Origin of the sequence: Nannocystis bainbridge, assembly GCF_028368995.1 — a bacterium.
In the GTDB taxonomy this organism is placed as follows: domain Bacteria; phylum Myxococcota_A; class Polyangia; order Nannocystales; family Nannocystaceae; genus Nannocystis; species Nannocystis bainbridge.
Genome location: NZ_JAQNDL010000002.1, coordinates 712,626 through 727,139 on the forward strand (window position 1 = coordinate 712,626; position 14,514 = coordinate 727,139).

Here is a 14,514-nt window from a genome sequence, read left to right on the forward strand (position 1 = left end):
CTCACGGACCGGTGGTGAAGTCCTCGCGGTTGCTGTCCCACCAGGCCTGCCAGGCGCGCAGCGCCAGGTCCCGGCTGCGGCGGTCGCCCTCGGCGGGGAACGGGATCCGCTGGCCGGTGATCCGCGCCAGCTCGTCGGCGGCCCACCGGCGCACGGCCTCGTCGCGGTGACGCAGGCCGTCGATGACCCACTCGATGCGCGGCTCCTGGCCGTGCTCGGCGTACCAGGCCCGCCAGCGCTGGGCGCGGTAGCCGTGGTGCTTGGCGGTGATCGAGCACAGCGCCTCGAGCGCGGCCTCGCGGACGTGCTTGTCGCGCACGGCCAGCAGGTCGATGAGGCGCGGCACGGCCAGGGTGTCGCGCAAGGTGCCGGCGGCCTCGACCGCGAGCAGCTGCCGGTCGTGGTCCTCGCTCTCGAGATCGCCGCGGATCTCCGCGGCCACGGCGGCGAAGTCGGGCACGCGGCTGTACGACTCGAGCACGCGGGTGGCGATCAGGCGCACGTCGGGGTCGGGGTCGAACGCCAGCTCGGCGAGCGGCCGCAGGCACCGCGGGTCGCGCAGCTCCTGGAACAGGAACGCGGCGTAGAAGCGGATCTGCGGCCGCACGCTGGCGAACAGCGCCAGCACGTGGGGGCTGACGGCGTGCCCGAGCTCGACGCAGGCGCGCAGCAGCGGGCCGTGGGCGCTCGGCGGCGGGAAGGTGGTCGCGTTGGCGAGGTCGATGGGGCCGGGGAAGCGCGCGGCGAGGCGAGCCAGGCCGCGCTCGTCGAGCGCCCGCAGGCGCGAGACGCTGGTCCATTCGGCCGGGTTCTGCAGGAAGGCCTCGAGCACGGCGTCGATCTCGCGCTCGTCGAGCGCCGTCGTCGGGCCCGCTTCGGCCGGCCTGTCGGCGGGCGCCGCGTCGGTCGGCGGCGCGGCGGCTGCAGACGCGGTCGCGGCGGCCTCGGTCGCGTCGTCGCGGGGGGTGTCCTCCGCGACATGCCCTTCGGGACCGGTCTCGGAGGACATGTCCTCGGGGACATGACCGGAAGTGCTGGAGGAGGCGGCCGGGACGTCGTCGGCCTCGCGCACCAGCCGCGGCATGGTCAGGACGTCGGACGAGGCCTCCGGGCGCGGCTCGTGCTTGGCGCGGCGCCGGCCGCTGCGCGGGCCGATCAGGGTGGTCGGCATCGACAGCGTCGGGCCGCCCTCGAGCTCGTCGGGGCCGCTGCGCCGGGCCATCGGGTGCGGCGTGGCGGTGAGGCCGCTCGAGCGCCGCAGCGTCTTCGGGATCACCAGCACCGGCTCCTCCGCGCTCGGCTCGGCGGGACGGCGGCGCCTCACGGCCCCGGGGGTGCCGGGCGGCGCGACGAGGTTGGGGATCAGCGGCCCGGATGCGCCCGGTTCGACCAGCGGCGGGATGTCGAGCACGGTCTTGGCGTCGGGCGCGGCGAGGCTCTCGACCAACAGCGGCGCGTGCGTCAGCGGCGGCGAGAGGTCGAGGATCGTCGGCGTGTCGGAGGCGGCGCGCGGCCAATCGTCGAACTCGGGGTCGGGCAGGCCGCCCCGCGCGGTCTCGTCGAGCATCACCCGCGGCGCGCCGGGCAGCGTCGAGGCCGGGTCGTGATCGACCCGGGCGTCGGCGGCGGACCGCAGCGCGCTGGCGACCGGCAGCGGATCCTCGATGCCCGAGGGCTCGGCGGTGGCGATCCAGCCGGGCATGTCGGCCCGGGCAGCCGCGGGCGGCCCGGAGGTGTCCGAACGACCATGTCCGAAGGTGCCTGGCCGATCGGTCAGGTCGATGGTGACGGTCGGGACCGGCGGGCGCGTGAACATCGCCGCGAAGCGAGCCACGAGCGGGCTGTCGGGGCCGTTCTCGGGGCCGAGCGGCACCGGCACCGGCGCCAGGCCGAGGCCGGGGCCGTCGCGCCGCGGGGGCGGGCTGTCGGCCTCGTGATCGTCGGTGAGGTCTTCGTAGTCCTGCTCGTCCGCGCTCGGTTCGGGCTCGTCGGCGCTCGGCTGGGCCCGCACCACCGCGGAGCTCTCGGCGCGGACCGGCAGCGGGGTGACGGTCGACGGATCGTCGCGGCGGATCGGGTTCTTCAGGGTGATGATGCCGCGGCCACGGCTGCTGCTGCTGCTGCTGCTGCTGCCGCTGCTGCGCCCGCGCGAGCGGCTGGCCGCGCTGCTGCTGTCCCCGAAGCCAGGTTCATCGGTCAGCCGGGCGGGGCTAGGCGGCGGCTCGTCCGGAGTCTCCGGCGCTGCGGCGGCGACCGCGGGCTCGGGCTCGGGCTCCGGGATGTCCTCGGGGACAGGTGGCACGGCGGCCGGCGCGTCGGCCTCGTCTTCGCTGACGATCGGGTGCGGGCGGACGGACGGGCGCGCGCGGTCGGCTGCTCCGGCGCCGACGGTGCCGCCGGGCACCACCCAGCCGAGCAGACGCAGCAGGGCCTCGAGGCTCTGGCGGGCGGTGTCGCACAGCTCGCGCAGGACGGTGCGCTCGCGCGGATCGAAGGCGACGCCGGCGCGGTCGACGTAGAGCATCAGGACCGTGCGACCGCCGGCGAGCACCGGCTCGAAGATGCAGGGGATCCCGAGCGGCTGGCCGACGGCGAACGACAGGCTCGGCTCGATCAGGAGGTGCAGCGGGCCCTGGCCGGACACCGCGCGATCGAGCAGGCCGCCCTCGGGCAGCGGGATGACGAGGCCCTCGGACAGCCTGAGCGCGCTGCCGGGGGCCGCCAGCACGCGCAGGCCCTCGCGCTTGACGCCGAACAGGGCCACGCGCGGGGCGACCAGCGAGGCGGCCTTGACCAGCGCCTCGGTGATCCGGTCGCGCTCGCGCGCGGTCGCCAGCGCGGCCCGGGCGGCGTCGAGCCGCTGGGCCAGGGTCATGACCATCGCCTGCGGGAGGGCCGGGGGCTTCTTGGTCGAGGACTCGATCAACGCCTCGTCGGCGCCGACGACCGCGGCTTCGGAAGCGCTGGTCGAAGGGACAGGTGCGGCGTCCGCCGGCTCGTTGGATCTGGCCGAAGAGACAGGTAAGGCCGAGCCCGCCGGCGCGGGAGAGCTGGCCGAAGCGACAGGCGGAGCTTCTTCCAGCGCGGTGGAGCTGGTCGAAGAGACAGGTGAGGCCGAGCTCGCCGGTGCGGGAGAGCTGGTCGAAGAGACAGGCGGAGCGGCTTCCGACGGGCGAGTGGCGCTGTCGTTCGCGCCGGGAGCGAGGTTGTCGGGCGGCGTGGTGGCGGCGCCGACGGGGATGCCGACCAGGGTGCGGCGGTCCGCGAGACCGGAGGAGTCCCTCGCGCGGGGCGTGGGCCGGGTCGTGGGCGCCGGCGGGAGGATGATGAGCGGCGTATCGGGGGCGATCGCCATCCCGGCGAACGAGCCGCCGCCGTCGTCGAACCCACGCGGGGGAACGAGCGGCGCGTCAGGGGCGACGGGCACGGGGTCGAAGCTCGACGGCCGGGTCGGCGACGGTTGCGGGGCGGGGTTCGCGGTGATGCTCGCCGAATCGGTCTCGGGCGCGCTGTCGTAGGCGGCCGTCTGACGGCTGGCAGCGGGGGTGGGGGCGGGGTCGTCGGTGAGGCTGTCCTCGAGGCCAGGCTGCTGCGCGTGCCGTGAGGCCCGGGCCGCGTCGGCTGCGAACGCCTCGGTGAGGGCGCTGGGCTCGCCCTTGTTCGCGGGGCGCGCGTCGGGGATGGTCGCGGCGGGCCTGTCCTCGGGGACAGCTGCGGCGAGGTCCGAGGACCTGTCCGGAGAGGCAGGTGCCGAACCCGACGGCTCGCCGGCCGCGGACGGCGAGGTCGCGGGGACAGGCTGAGGCAGATCGACCCGGGCCGTCGAGCCTTCGGCGGCAGGACGCGACGAATCGACGGAGATGTCCTCGGGGACAGGCGCGAGCGACTCGTCGCGCGCGGTCGCGCCGTTGCCGGCTCCGCGCAGCGAGCCCGCGTCCGCAGGGCGGGGCGAAGCGGCCGTCGCGGAACCACTGGTAGCAGGGCTCCCGGCGAGCCCGGAGGCGCGGGCGGCGGTGGTCGGACCGGACATCGCGGCCGGTCGGGGGCCGGCGTTTTGCCTGTCCGCGGGGACAGGTACGTCGGTCCCTCGCGCCTCGGTCAGCGGCGCCGCGGCGTCCTGGGTCGCGCCGAGCGCACGTGCATCGGCGGCGTCGCGCGGCCTGTCCGCTGGGACAGGCGCATCCGCGGCGCGGAGTTCGGGCGTCGCTCCGGCCGAGGTGTCGGCGGGGTTGTCCGCAAGGACAGGCGCTTCGGGCGAGGCGTCGGCGGGGCTGTCCGCAAGGACAGGCGCTTCGGGCGAGGCCTCGGCGGGGCTGTCCGCAAGGACAGGCGATTGGGCCGAGGCGTCGGCGGGGCTGTCCGCAAGGACAGGCGCCGTCGCCTCGTGAGCGTCGCGGGCCCCGGAGGCGTTCGCGGACTCGTCCGTCGCGCTCGCGTCGTCGGAGCCACCGATCTCACCCGGCGCGACCTCATCCTCGGCCATGTCCGAAGAGACAGGCCGCTCGTCGCTCGTCGACAAGTCGGGCGTCGCAGCCCCGGCGCCCGTCGAGCTGTCCGCGGGGACAGGTTCTCCGGCCGTCGGCGCATCGGCGACGGACCGGACCGAAGAGCCAGGCGATTCGACGCCCGCCGGCTTGGCGGCGGCTGCGTCCCCGCGCTCGGCCTGCCTGTCCTCAAGGACATGTGCACTCGTCAGCTCGCTCGCCGGCCCGTGGGTGGGGACGAGGCTGATCGTGAGCGAGGAGGTGCGCATCGCCTCGAGATAGTCGAGCAGGATCAGCGCGTAGCGGGGCGCGAGGATCGAGCCGGTCCGCTCGGCCGCGATCTTGGCCAGGCAGCACTCGGGCGCGACCACCGGGTAGAAGCCGCGGACCATGCGATAAAGCTGGCCGAGCTTGGCGTCGGGCAGGTCGGGGTGGACGGCGACGATCAGGCGACCGTCCTCCTGCACGAGCGGCATGGCCCAGCCGATGTCGACCAGGTCGCGCGGGACGTGCTCCCACGGGCGGGCCGGCCCGCGCTCGAGCAGCCGCACCGGCGCGCCCGGGAGGCCGCACGCGCTCTGCAGCAGGTGATCGAGCTGCACCGGGGTCATCAGCCCGAGCTCGAGGATCGCGGTGTCGAGACTGCCGCCGGCTTGTTGCTGCCGCCGGGTCGCGGCCTCGAGATCGGCGCGCGACAGCGGACCGTTGGCTTCGAGGTGGCGCAGGAGGAGGCTCACTGTTCCCTCACGACGTAGGTGCCCGTCAGATAGTCGTGGAAGGCCCGCTTCTCGCGGTCGAAGACCATCCACAGCGAGCCGAGGCCGCCGGGCACCAGGCCGACGGCGGTGCCCGCGAATCGCACGGTGGCGCGCACCGGACCGACCTTGCCGCCGGCGCGGTGGACCACGCGGATGCCCGTGAGCTTCTGCCCGGGTGTCCTCCCGGACAGGGCGATGAACAGCACGAAGTAAATCGCGACCATCACCAGCAGGGGCGCGAGCCACACGAGGATCTCGAGCGGCTCGACGGTGAGGAGCTGCAACAGGCCGGCCCACGAGAAGCCGCCGCGCACCGGGCTCGCCTCGCCGAGCACGCGCTGCAGGCCGAGGTGCAGCGGGCCCGCGGTGACCAGCAAGATCGCGGCGTCGACCACCGCGGCGGCGAAGCGGCGCCAGAAGCCGGCGACGCGCACCGGCACCAGCGCTTGCCCGCACGCGGGGCACGTCGGTCGCCCGTCATTGACGAGGCCGATGTCCAGCGCCGCGTCGCAGCTCGGACACGGGGCGGGGCGCTCCTTGCGAGACCAAAACGCCATGGGCGCGCACCATAACACGGCCCCGGGCCTCCCGGCCGGTCCCCGCGCGGCCCGGGCCGGGTCTGGGCGGGCGCTCAGGCGAACATGACGCGAGCGACAGCGACCAGCGCCGCCGTCTCGGTCCGCAGCGTGTAGGGCCCGAGGCCGATGGCGCGGAAGCCCGCTGCGCGCAGCAGCGCAGCCTCCTCGGGGGTAAAACCACCCTCGGGTCCGACGCACACGCGCGCGCCCGTGACGGCCGCCGGCGCGTCGCTCGATGTCGCGCGCAATTCCTCCCACGCGAACACGCCCGGGAGGTCGGCGCGCCGGGCGGTGGCCTCGCGGAGATCGACGGGGCCCGAGATCGCGGGGGCTCGCGGCCTGCCGCACTGCCGCTGCGCCGCTCGCAACACCCGCGCGATCCGTTCGCCGCCGGGCGCCGCGCCCTGACTGCGGGCGCAGCGGACCAGCACGACCTCGGCGACGCCGACCTCGCACAGCCCCGGCAGCAGGTCCAGCACCGTGGCCGGCTCGGGCATGCCGAGCAAGACCACGATCTCGCGCGGCGGCGCCGGCACGGTTCGTTGCTCGAGCAACTTCACGGTGGTGCCGCGCGCGTCGCCGCCGACGACCTCGGCCAGCCACAGCGCGCCGTGGTCGTCGATCGCCTCGACGTGCGCGCCGTCGCCGACGCGGCGGACCCGGCGAAGGTAGTGCGACTCGGCGGCGTCGAGGGCGACGCGCGCCGGATCGGCCGGCGCGCCGACGAACACGCGTGTGCTCATCCGGCGGCCCGCAGGACCAGCGCGCACCACTCGGCGAGGTCGCGGCGATCGATCAGGGTCAGGCCGGCGGCGGCGTAGGCCGCGAGCACTTCCTCGGCCTCTTCGCCGAGCACGCCGCTCAGGACCACGGCGCCGCCCGAGGCGAGGCGGCGCGCGACGTCGCCGGCGATCGGGATCAGCACGCCGGGGCGGATGTTGGCGAGGATCAGATCGAAGCCGCCCTCGAGCTCGAGCACGGTGACGGCCCGGATCTCGAGCCGGTCCTCGAGCGCGTTCTCGGCGGCGTTCTCGGCGGTGGTGTCGGCCGCGTCGGGGTCGTTGTCGGCGGCGACCACCGCGGCCTGCGGGAACAGCCGCGCCGCCGCGAGGGCGAGGATGCCGGAGCCGCAGCCGAGGTCGAGCACGCGGCTCGGGCGAGCGCCCGCCTCCGACAGCGCGACCAGCAGCTCGAGGCACAGCCGCGTGGTCTCGTGCTGGCCAGTGCCAAAGGCGCGGCCGGGGTCGAGGACCAACTCGAGCTCCGGGTCGCCGGGCCGACGATCGATCCACGACGGCCGCACCAGCAGCGTCGTCGTCGCGGCCGAGAACACCAGCGGCGCGTAGAACTGCTTCCACGTGTCGCGCCAGTCGTCGTCGGTGCGCACGGCCGGGGTCAGGCGCAGCGGCAGGTGCAGCTGCGCCGCGAGCCGCTCGACCTCGGTGACGAGGCCTTCGAGGCCGTCGGGCGTGGTGTAAATGGTGAGCTCGGGGATCTCGCAGCGACTGCCGAGCGTCGAGGTGTCGCGCGTCTCGACCCCGGCGGCCCGCGGGTCCTCGGCGATGAGTGTCGCCAGCGCCTCGAGCCGCTCCGAAGCCTCCGCCACTTCGCCGAGCTCGATGCCCCCGGCGTCTTCGTCGGACCGGCCGCGGAGCTGGACCAAAAGCGTCGCCCACGGTTCGGCGGTCGTCTCTGCTGTCTCACGCATCGCGCGGCAATATAGGCGAGTTCATCGCAATAGCGACGGATCAAATTGCATGCTCAATTACAAAAACGGCAATAGCTGGCAGTGGCCTGCGGCCCGCGGGCCTGTGCGCACTTTTTAACTTTATTCGCCTTGCCGCCTCTGCCATACCTCGGGGCCAGATCTGGGCGGCGCCTCCGGCGACGGCGACCCATGAGGGGTTGGCCGCGCATCATCCCCCGGGCGCTGCAAGAGGGAGAGGCACATGGTGGCATTTACGGGAGTCAAGGTGTTCTCGGCGACCAAGGCTTGGGAGCGCGAGCAGATCAGCGATCGCATCAACGAGTGGCTCGAGGCCAATCCGGGCGTCGAGATCGTCGACAAGGTGGTCACCCAGAGCTCCGACAGCGAGTTCCACTGCCTGACCATCACCCTGTTCTACAGCCGCCCGACCAGCCGTGCTGCCCACGCTCAGGCGTCGGCCGCGCCCTGACGCGCGAGCCGCCGATCGAGCTTTTCGCCTCGCGAGCGCCGGCGCCTGTTTGCGTCGGCGTCGCGCTTTCCCCCGGTTCCGTGGGCTGAACGCTGCCTGGCGCATCACGCGCTCGGATCGCTGGTAGTGTCTTTCGGGACAGGTCCCTCGGGACAGGCGGCGGCGATGCTTGTCGCGCCGCCCGGCCAGCGGGTATGGTGCCGGTGGCGATGGCACGAGGGCGGCTCAGCGTCGAGGCGTACGCGGCGGGGGTGCGAGCCGGCGATCGAGCAGTGCTGGCGCGGGCGATCACGCTGGTCGAGAGTCAGCGGGCTGACGACCAGGAGCTGGCGCGCGCGCTGGTGTCGGCGCTGCAGACGGAAGATCTGCGGACCGGCGGGGCGCTGCGAGTCGGCATCACCGGCAGCCCGGGGGCCGGCAAGAGCACGCTGATCGAGGCGCTCGGCCTGCATCTGGTGCGCGAGCTCGGCCGCCGCGTCGCCGTGCTCGCGGTCGATCCGAGCTCGGTGCGCAGCGGCGGCAGCATCCTCGGCGACAAGACGCGCATGCAGGAGCTGGCCCGCGAGCCGCGGGCCTTCATCCGCCCGTCGCCGTCGCTCGGCGAGCTCGGCGGCGTCGCTCGCCACACCCGCGAGACGGTGCTGCTGTGCGAGGCCGCGGGCTTCGACGTCGTGCTGGTCGAGACCGTCGGCGTCGGCCAGTCCGAGGTGATGGTCGCGCAGCTGGTCGACTGCTTCCTCGTCCTCATGCTCGCCGGCGCCGGCGACGAGCTGCAGGGCATCAAGCGCGGGATCCTCGAGCTCGCCGACATCCTCGCCATCACCAAGGCCGACGGCGACAACCTCGCCGCGGCCGGGCGCGCCCGCGCCGAGTACGCCCTGGCGATGCGCCTCATCCGGCCGAAGCACGCCGGCTGGTCGGTGCCGGTCGTCACGACGTCGTCGGTCACCGGCGCCGGCCTCGCCGCGCTGTGGCAGACGGTCGAGCGCCACCGCGAGGCCCTCCAGGCCGGGCCGGCGTGGCAGGCCCAGCGGGAGGCGCAGCAGGTCTACTGGCTGTGGCGAGCGATCGAGGCCGAGCTGATGCGCCGTTTCGCCGCCGACCCCGAGGTGCTGGCCCGCAGGCCGGCGCTCGAGGCCGGTGTCCGCGCCGGCCGCGTCAGCCCCGACCACGCGGCCGCTGAACTGCTCGCGGCGTTCACCCGCGCGTCGGGGCAGTAGCGGTTCCATATTAAAGAGAGGACATGTTCCGAGGGGCATGTCCTGGCGGGCATGTTCGAATGGGCATGTTTTATCAGCCATGTCTTGAAGGGCATGCTTATTGCGACATGTTCCTCGCCCAGTGCTCGGTTCGAGCGAGAGGGGTGCTTGCGACCGGCACTTGGCGCTCGCAGCGAGAGTCGGCCGGTCGCAATCGCGGTGGAGCGGGGCGCTCGGCCTCCGCAAGTGCGAGCACGGCCGCGCTAGCCTCGGCTCGCGGGCGTGCGCTGGGGGCCAATTTCGGTCGCGGGCGTCTCTCGTCGATGTGGCGAGACGTTCGGCGAACGCGGCGATCTCGGTGAGCTTCGCCCTGCGGATCGGCTTGCATGCGAGCTGCCGTGTCGCGCGTCGTGATGACTCGCTGGGCCGAGCGGCCGCGGGGCCCTGCGATTTCCTCATGGCCCGTCGACTTCCTGGCGGCCTTTCGAGAACCACCGCGTCTTCACGCTGCGCCGATCTGTGCGCAGCGAGGCCGGCCGCCGTATCATGCCCCGGTGAGCGTCGACATCGACCGGTTGCTCGAGCTGTTCCGCCGTCACCTCCCGCTGCGCGCCGGGTCCGTCGAGGTCGCGTTCGCCTCCGAGGTTGAGCCGCCGGTGTGGCGCAACGAGGCGGGGTACCCGGTCGTCGCGTTGCGGCTGACGACGTTCGACCCGGACGACGGCGTCGTGCCGCTCGACATCAAAGCGCAGGAGGTGTGCATCGGCGACGACCGGGAGCACCCGCCCGAGCGCTGGCTGGCGTTCGTCGAGGGGCACCTGCGGGCGATGCCCGCGATCCTCGGGCACGTCGAGGAGTCGGACACGCTGATGCCCTCCGATCTGTTCGTGTACGAGGCCGTGCTCACCGACGCCGGGCTGCAGCGGGCCGACGAATTTGCCGCGGCGCTGCGCGATCCGGTCCGCCTCGCCGCGATGCAGGCGGCCGCGGGTGAGGCCGAGTGGCGTGAGCGGCTGGAGCCGCTCGGTCTCGCCGAGCACGTCGCCGAGGTGCGCGCCATGGCCCGCCCGTCGATCCGCCTGCACCTGTCCCGCGTCGAAGGGGAGGACGAATACGACGACGAGGATGACGAGGACATCGACGACACCGAGAACACCGACGCCGTCGACGATGCGACCTGTCCAACCGGCCAGACGCGCCTGGGTGGCGACCCCGACCTGCCGCCCGAAATGCCGTGGCCCGAGGTCGACGGCGTACCGTTGACCTTCGTCGCCCAGTTCGACCTCGCCGGGCTGGCGCGCCGCGACGCCGCCAGCGAGCTGCCCGCGAGCGGCCTCCTGAGCTTCTTTTACGCCCCGAGCCCCCCCGACGGCGTGCGCGGCCACCCCGTGCGGGTGCTCCATCTCACCGACCTCGATACGCTGGTGCACCGCCCGGCCCCCGCGGCCGTCGAGCGGCTCGCCGCGTACGACATCGACACCGCGGACGAGCTGCAGTACCCGGGCGTCGACAGCCACTTCTTCTACGAGGCGCTGTTGCCCGAGGCGCGCATCCTCGAGGGCCATCGTCAGCGGCAGCAGGGCGAGGGGGGCGAGCTCGTCCCGTTCAACCCGCTCGCGTGCTTCATCGCCGAGTCCGAGCAGCTCGACGCATTCGAGCGGCCGACCCACCGCCTGCTCGGGCACCCGTCGGCGATCCAGGGGGACCCGTACCTCGACGTCGAGATCGATACCCGCCCGCAGGGCTGGGACGGCTGGGAGGACGGTTCCCACGAGGCGCTGCAGGTCCGCCGGCGATCGCTGCGCTGGCGGCTGCTGCTGCAGATCGACGCCCAGGAGCACGGCGGCCCGCTGCTCAACCAGGACGGCGGCTTTTTCTATTTCTGGCTCCCCGCCGACGCCCTGGCCGCCCACGACTGGTCGCAGGCGCGCGGGTCCCTGCAGTGCCACTGAGGCTGGAGCTCCGGGACATGTCCGGGAGAGCATGTCCGATGGGTCATGCTCTCGCGGACATGCACCGATGGACATGCCTGAGAGGACATGTCCGGAGCGACATGCCTCGCTAGACGGCGTTACGCCGCCGTGCCGCGGCCGGTGAGGTCGATGCGGCGCCAGGCGCCGGAGCGGAAGCGCAGCACCATCGCCGCCGCCAGCGCCACCATGTACACCACCATGCTCCACGTCGCGGCCGCGGCGCCGCCGTCCCAGGTGAACACGGTCAGCCAGGCCAGCGGCAGCCAGATCACCCAGGCGAGGGAGATCCGCAGCACCAGCGGCCAGGCGGTGTCGCCGGCGGCGCGCAGGGCCTCGTTCACGGTGATGACGGTGGCGTCGAGCAGCTGCCACACCGCGCTGATCGCCAGCAGCTGGGCCCCGAGCTCGACGACCGCGCGCGACGACTCGACCTCGTCGCGCGCGAACACCATCATCAGCGGCACCGGGATGGCGAAGTAGAGCAGGCCGACCACGCCTTGCCAGGACGCCGCGACCGCGAAGGTGCGCAGCACGATCCGCGGCACGTGGTCGTGGTGGCCGGCGCCGATCGCCTGGCCGACCAGCACCGCGCCGGCCGAGCCGAGCCCGAACGCCGGCATGAACGAGACCGAGTTGACGGCCGTCACCGCCATCAGCGCCGCGACCGCGACGGTCCCGAGCTCGGCGACCACGAGGTTGATGAAGATCAAAAAGGCGGCGAACTCGAGGAACCAGTTGAGGCCGTTGGGCAGGCCGAACCGCATCATCCGCGCGAACTCGCGGACGCCCAGGCGGCCGTCCTGTCTGTCCGAAAGGACAGGTACGGGGTGCTCGACGGGGCCGACGGTCGCGGGGTCGATGGTCCGCTGGTGGCGCGCGCGCCAGAACGCGTGGCAGCAGACGGCGAAGCCGGCGACGCTGGCGAGCACGCTGGCCCACGCGGCGCCCTGGACCCCGAGCGCGGGGGCGCCGAGGTTGCCGTAGATCAGCACCCAGTTGAGGGCGAGGTTGACGACCATCGCCGTCAGGCTGGCGCGCATGGCCACCCGGGTGTCGCCGAGGCCGGCGAACCAGTTGCCGAGCGCCTCGGTGCCGACGACCACGCCGGTGCTGAGCATGCGGATCGCCATGTACTCGCCCATCACCTCGCGCACCGCCGGCGCGTGGCCGGTGAGCGCGAGGACCGGCGCGATCGCGGGGATGATGGGCAGGGCGGCGAGCATCGCCAGGCCGGCCAGCGCCAGGCCGTACCAGGCGTAGCGGCGGGCGCTGGCGAGGTCGCCCTGACCGGCGAGCTGGGCCGCGTAGCTCTGGACGATGAACGTGATGCCCATCGGCAGGATGAGGATCCCGAGCGCGTTCATGGCCCCGGTGGTGGCCGCCGCGAGCGCGTCGTCGCCGAGCGGGGCGACCATCGCGGCGTCGCTGAAGCTGATCACCGACTGCGCCGAACGTGCGAGCACGATCGGCCAGGCGAGGGTGATGAGCGCGCGGAGTCCAGGGACCGGGGCCATGGGCGCGGGAGGATACTCGCTCGCGCCCGCGACGTCTCGGCGCGTCAGGTCGCGCGCGCGAACTGAGCCGTCGCCGGATCGACGAGGCTGTCGACGCTCACGCGCCCGTTGCTGGCGAGGTGTCGCAGCACTTGCCACACGGCCACCGGGTCGGTGCCGAGCGCGTCGGCGAGCTCGCGGCAGGTCTTGCCTCCGGAGCCGGGCAGCGCCGCCAGCACCGCCGTCTGCAGCACGAGCACGCCCTGGGCGGCCTTTTTGCCGGCCTCGACGCCGGGCTGGTGGTACGCGTTGACGTCGATGAGCTCGGCGTAGATCCCGACGGCGCGCTCGAACAGCGCGATCAAGGCGCCGACCGAGGTCGCGCTGACCTCGCGCAGGACGATCGTCGCGCTGGCCCGACCGCGCTCGGCGAGGGCGGCGCGGGTGCCCTGATAGAAGCCGTCGAGGCAGTCGCCCGAGCTCACCTGCGGCTCGACCTCGACGGCGCCGGGGCCGTTGGCCGGGCCGTCGAGATCGCGGAGCACCCGCACGAACACGGCGAAGAAGTTGTGGAGGCCGTCGCGCAGCTGCTGCACGTAGGCGTGCTGGTCGGTCGAGCCCTTGTTGCCGTAGACGGCGAGGCCCTGCCACACCTCGCGCCCCTGGCGATCGAGGCGCTTGCCGAGCGACTCCATCACGAGCTGCTGCAGGTAGCGCGACATCAGCGACAGGCGATCCTTGTATGGCAAAATGACCATGTCCCGAAGGCCATGTCCGGAGCCCTGCTGATGCCACATCCAGGCCAGCAGGGCGGCGGGGTTGCGCCGCGCCGGGCGCACGCGGCCCCACTGGTCCATGGCCGCGGCGCCGCGCAGGAGGGCGCGCCAGTCGTGGCCGAGCAAGGCGGCGGGCAGGAGGCCGACGGGCGAGAGGACGCTGGTGCGGCCGCCGACCCAGTCCCACATCGGGAAGCGGGCGAGCCAGCCCTCGCGCTCGGCGAGCTGATCGAGGGTGCTGCCCTCGCTGGTGATGGCGATCGCCCGCTTCGGGAATTCGATGGCCTGGCGGGCGCAAGCGGCCCGCAGCTCGAGCATGCCGTTACGCGTCTCGACGGTGGAGCCCGACTTGGAGACGACGAGGATCAGGGTCTGCGCGAGCGTACCTGTCTCTGCGAGCAGGTCGGCGATGCCGGCGGGATCGGTGTTGTCGAGCACGCGCAGGCTGAAGCCGGGGCCGCTGTCGCGCGCGGTGAGGGCAGCCTCGAGCAGCTGCGGGCCGAGAGCGCTGCCGCCGATCCCGACGAGGATGGCGCCGGTGAACGGGCGGCCGTCGTCGGCGAGGATCTGGCCGCCGCGCACGCCCTCGGCGAAGGCTTCGATCTGGTTCCAGCTGGCCTGGATGGCCTGGGAGAGCGCGGGATCGGGGGCGCGCTCGGGGTCGCGGAGCCAGTAGTGGCCGACCATGCGCCCCTCGTCGACGTTGGCGACGGCGCCGCCCTCGATCCGGTGAAGAGCGTCGAGCGCAGCCTCCAGCCGCGCGGCATTGGCGGTCAAGGCGGGCTCGTCGAGCTGGGCGTCGGCGAAGTCGAGCTCGATGTCGAGTTCGCCACGGTAAAGGCGCCAGGTGAGGTAGTGGTCGAGTGGGTCGGCCATGTCGGGGCGCTTTATAGCAGCGTCGGGGGCGGCTGGGCTCGTGCTCGGCGGGGCTGTTCGCTTGCTCGGTGGGCTGAGGTCGGTCGGAGCGCTGCAGAGCGGCTGGGTTCGCGAACTGCCGGTGCCGCCTCGCGGGCGGTCAGGGACGCGGGTCGGCGCCCAGTCCTCGCGGATGCTCCCTCCTTCGTCGGGCGCATCTC

Annotated in this window: 9 protein-coding genes; 3 read left to right on the forward strand and 6 right to left on the reverse strand. The window is 73.5% G+C overall.

What is annotated here, in order from left to right; all coding sequences use genetic code 11:
* Nucleotide 1: 1 nt before the first annotated feature.
* From POL25_RS20435 to POL25_RS20450, 4 genes are all read right to left on the reverse strand, one after another.
* Nucleotides 2-5,221: a hypothetical protein gene (locus POL25_RS20435; protein ID WP_272087794.1), complete on the reverse strand. Its 5,220-nt coding sequence runs from the start codon at nucleotides 5,219-5,221 to the stop codon at nucleotides 2-4.
* A complete protein-coding gene (locus POL25_RS20440; RefSeq protein ID WP_272087795.1) occupies nucleotides 5,218-5,799 on the reverse strand; it encodes an RDD family protein in 582 nt (193 codons plus the stop codon). The genes POL25_RS20435 and POL25_RS20440 overlap by 4 nt, the downstream gene beginning before the upstream one ends.
* Before the next feature lie 74 nt (nucleotides 5,800-5,873).
* Nucleotides 5,874-6,563 carry an RsmE family RNA methyltransferase gene (locus tag POL25_RS20445; RefSeq protein WP_272087796.1) on the reverse strand — a complete coding sequence of 230 codons (690 nt, stop codon included), beginning with the start codon at nucleotides 6,561-6,563 and terminating at the stop codon, nucleotides 5,874-5,876.
* Entirely contained in the window at nucleotides 6,560-7,528 is a 969-nt protein-coding gene (locus tag POL25_RS20450; protein ID WP_272087797.1) for a 50S ribosomal protein L11 methyltransferase, read from the reverse strand. The genes POL25_RS20445 and POL25_RS20450 overlap by 4 nt, the downstream gene beginning before the upstream one ends.
* Nucleotides 7,529-7,769: 241 nt before the next feature.
* On the opposite strand from POL25_RS20450, the gene POL25_RS20455 reads away from it, so the two are divergent.
* The 3 genes from POL25_RS20455 to POL25_RS44430 all read left to right on the forward strand — a co-directional run bounded on the left by POL25_RS20455 (nucleotide 7,770) and on the right by POL25_RS44430 (nucleotide 11,148).
* Entirely contained in the window at nucleotides 7,770-7,997 is a 228-nt protein-coding gene (locus POL25_RS20455) for a hypothetical protein (protein ID WP_272087798.1), read from the forward strand.
* A 209-nt stretch (nucleotides 7,998-8,206) separates the two neighbouring features.
* Nucleotides 8,207-9,217: a methylmalonyl Co-A mutase-associated GTPase MeaB gene (gene meaB, locus POL25_RS20460; protein WP_272087799.1), complete on the forward strand. Its 1,011-nt coding sequence runs from the start codon at nucleotides 8,207-8,209 to the stop codon at nucleotides 9,215-9,217.
* A gap of 533 nt (nucleotides 9,218-9,750) precedes the next feature.
* A complete protein-coding gene (locus tag POL25_RS44430; protein WP_272087800.1) occupies nucleotides 9,751-11,148 on the forward strand; it encodes a DUF1963 domain-containing protein in 1,398 nt (465 codons plus the stop codon).
* Between the two features lie 119 nt (nucleotides 11,149-11,267).
* On the opposite strand, the gene POL25_RS20470 is transcribed toward POL25_RS44430, so the two are convergent.
* Together POL25_RS20470 and POL25_RS20475 are read right to left on the reverse strand one after the other, a co-directional pair.
* Complete coding sequence (locus tag POL25_RS20470; protein WP_272087801.1) at nucleotides 11,268-12,683, reverse strand: MATE family efflux transporter; 1,416 nt, start codon at nucleotides 12,681-12,683, stop codon at nucleotides 11,268-11,270.
* 44 nt (nucleotides 12,684-12,727) lie between these two features.
* Nucleotides 12,728-14,314, reverse strand: coding sequence for a glucose-6-phosphate isomerase (locus tag POL25_RS20475; protein WP_272087802.1), 1,587 nt, complete (start codon nucleotides 14,312-14,314; stop codon nucleotides 12,728-12,730).
* Nucleotides 14,315-14,514 lie beyond the last annotated feature (200 nt).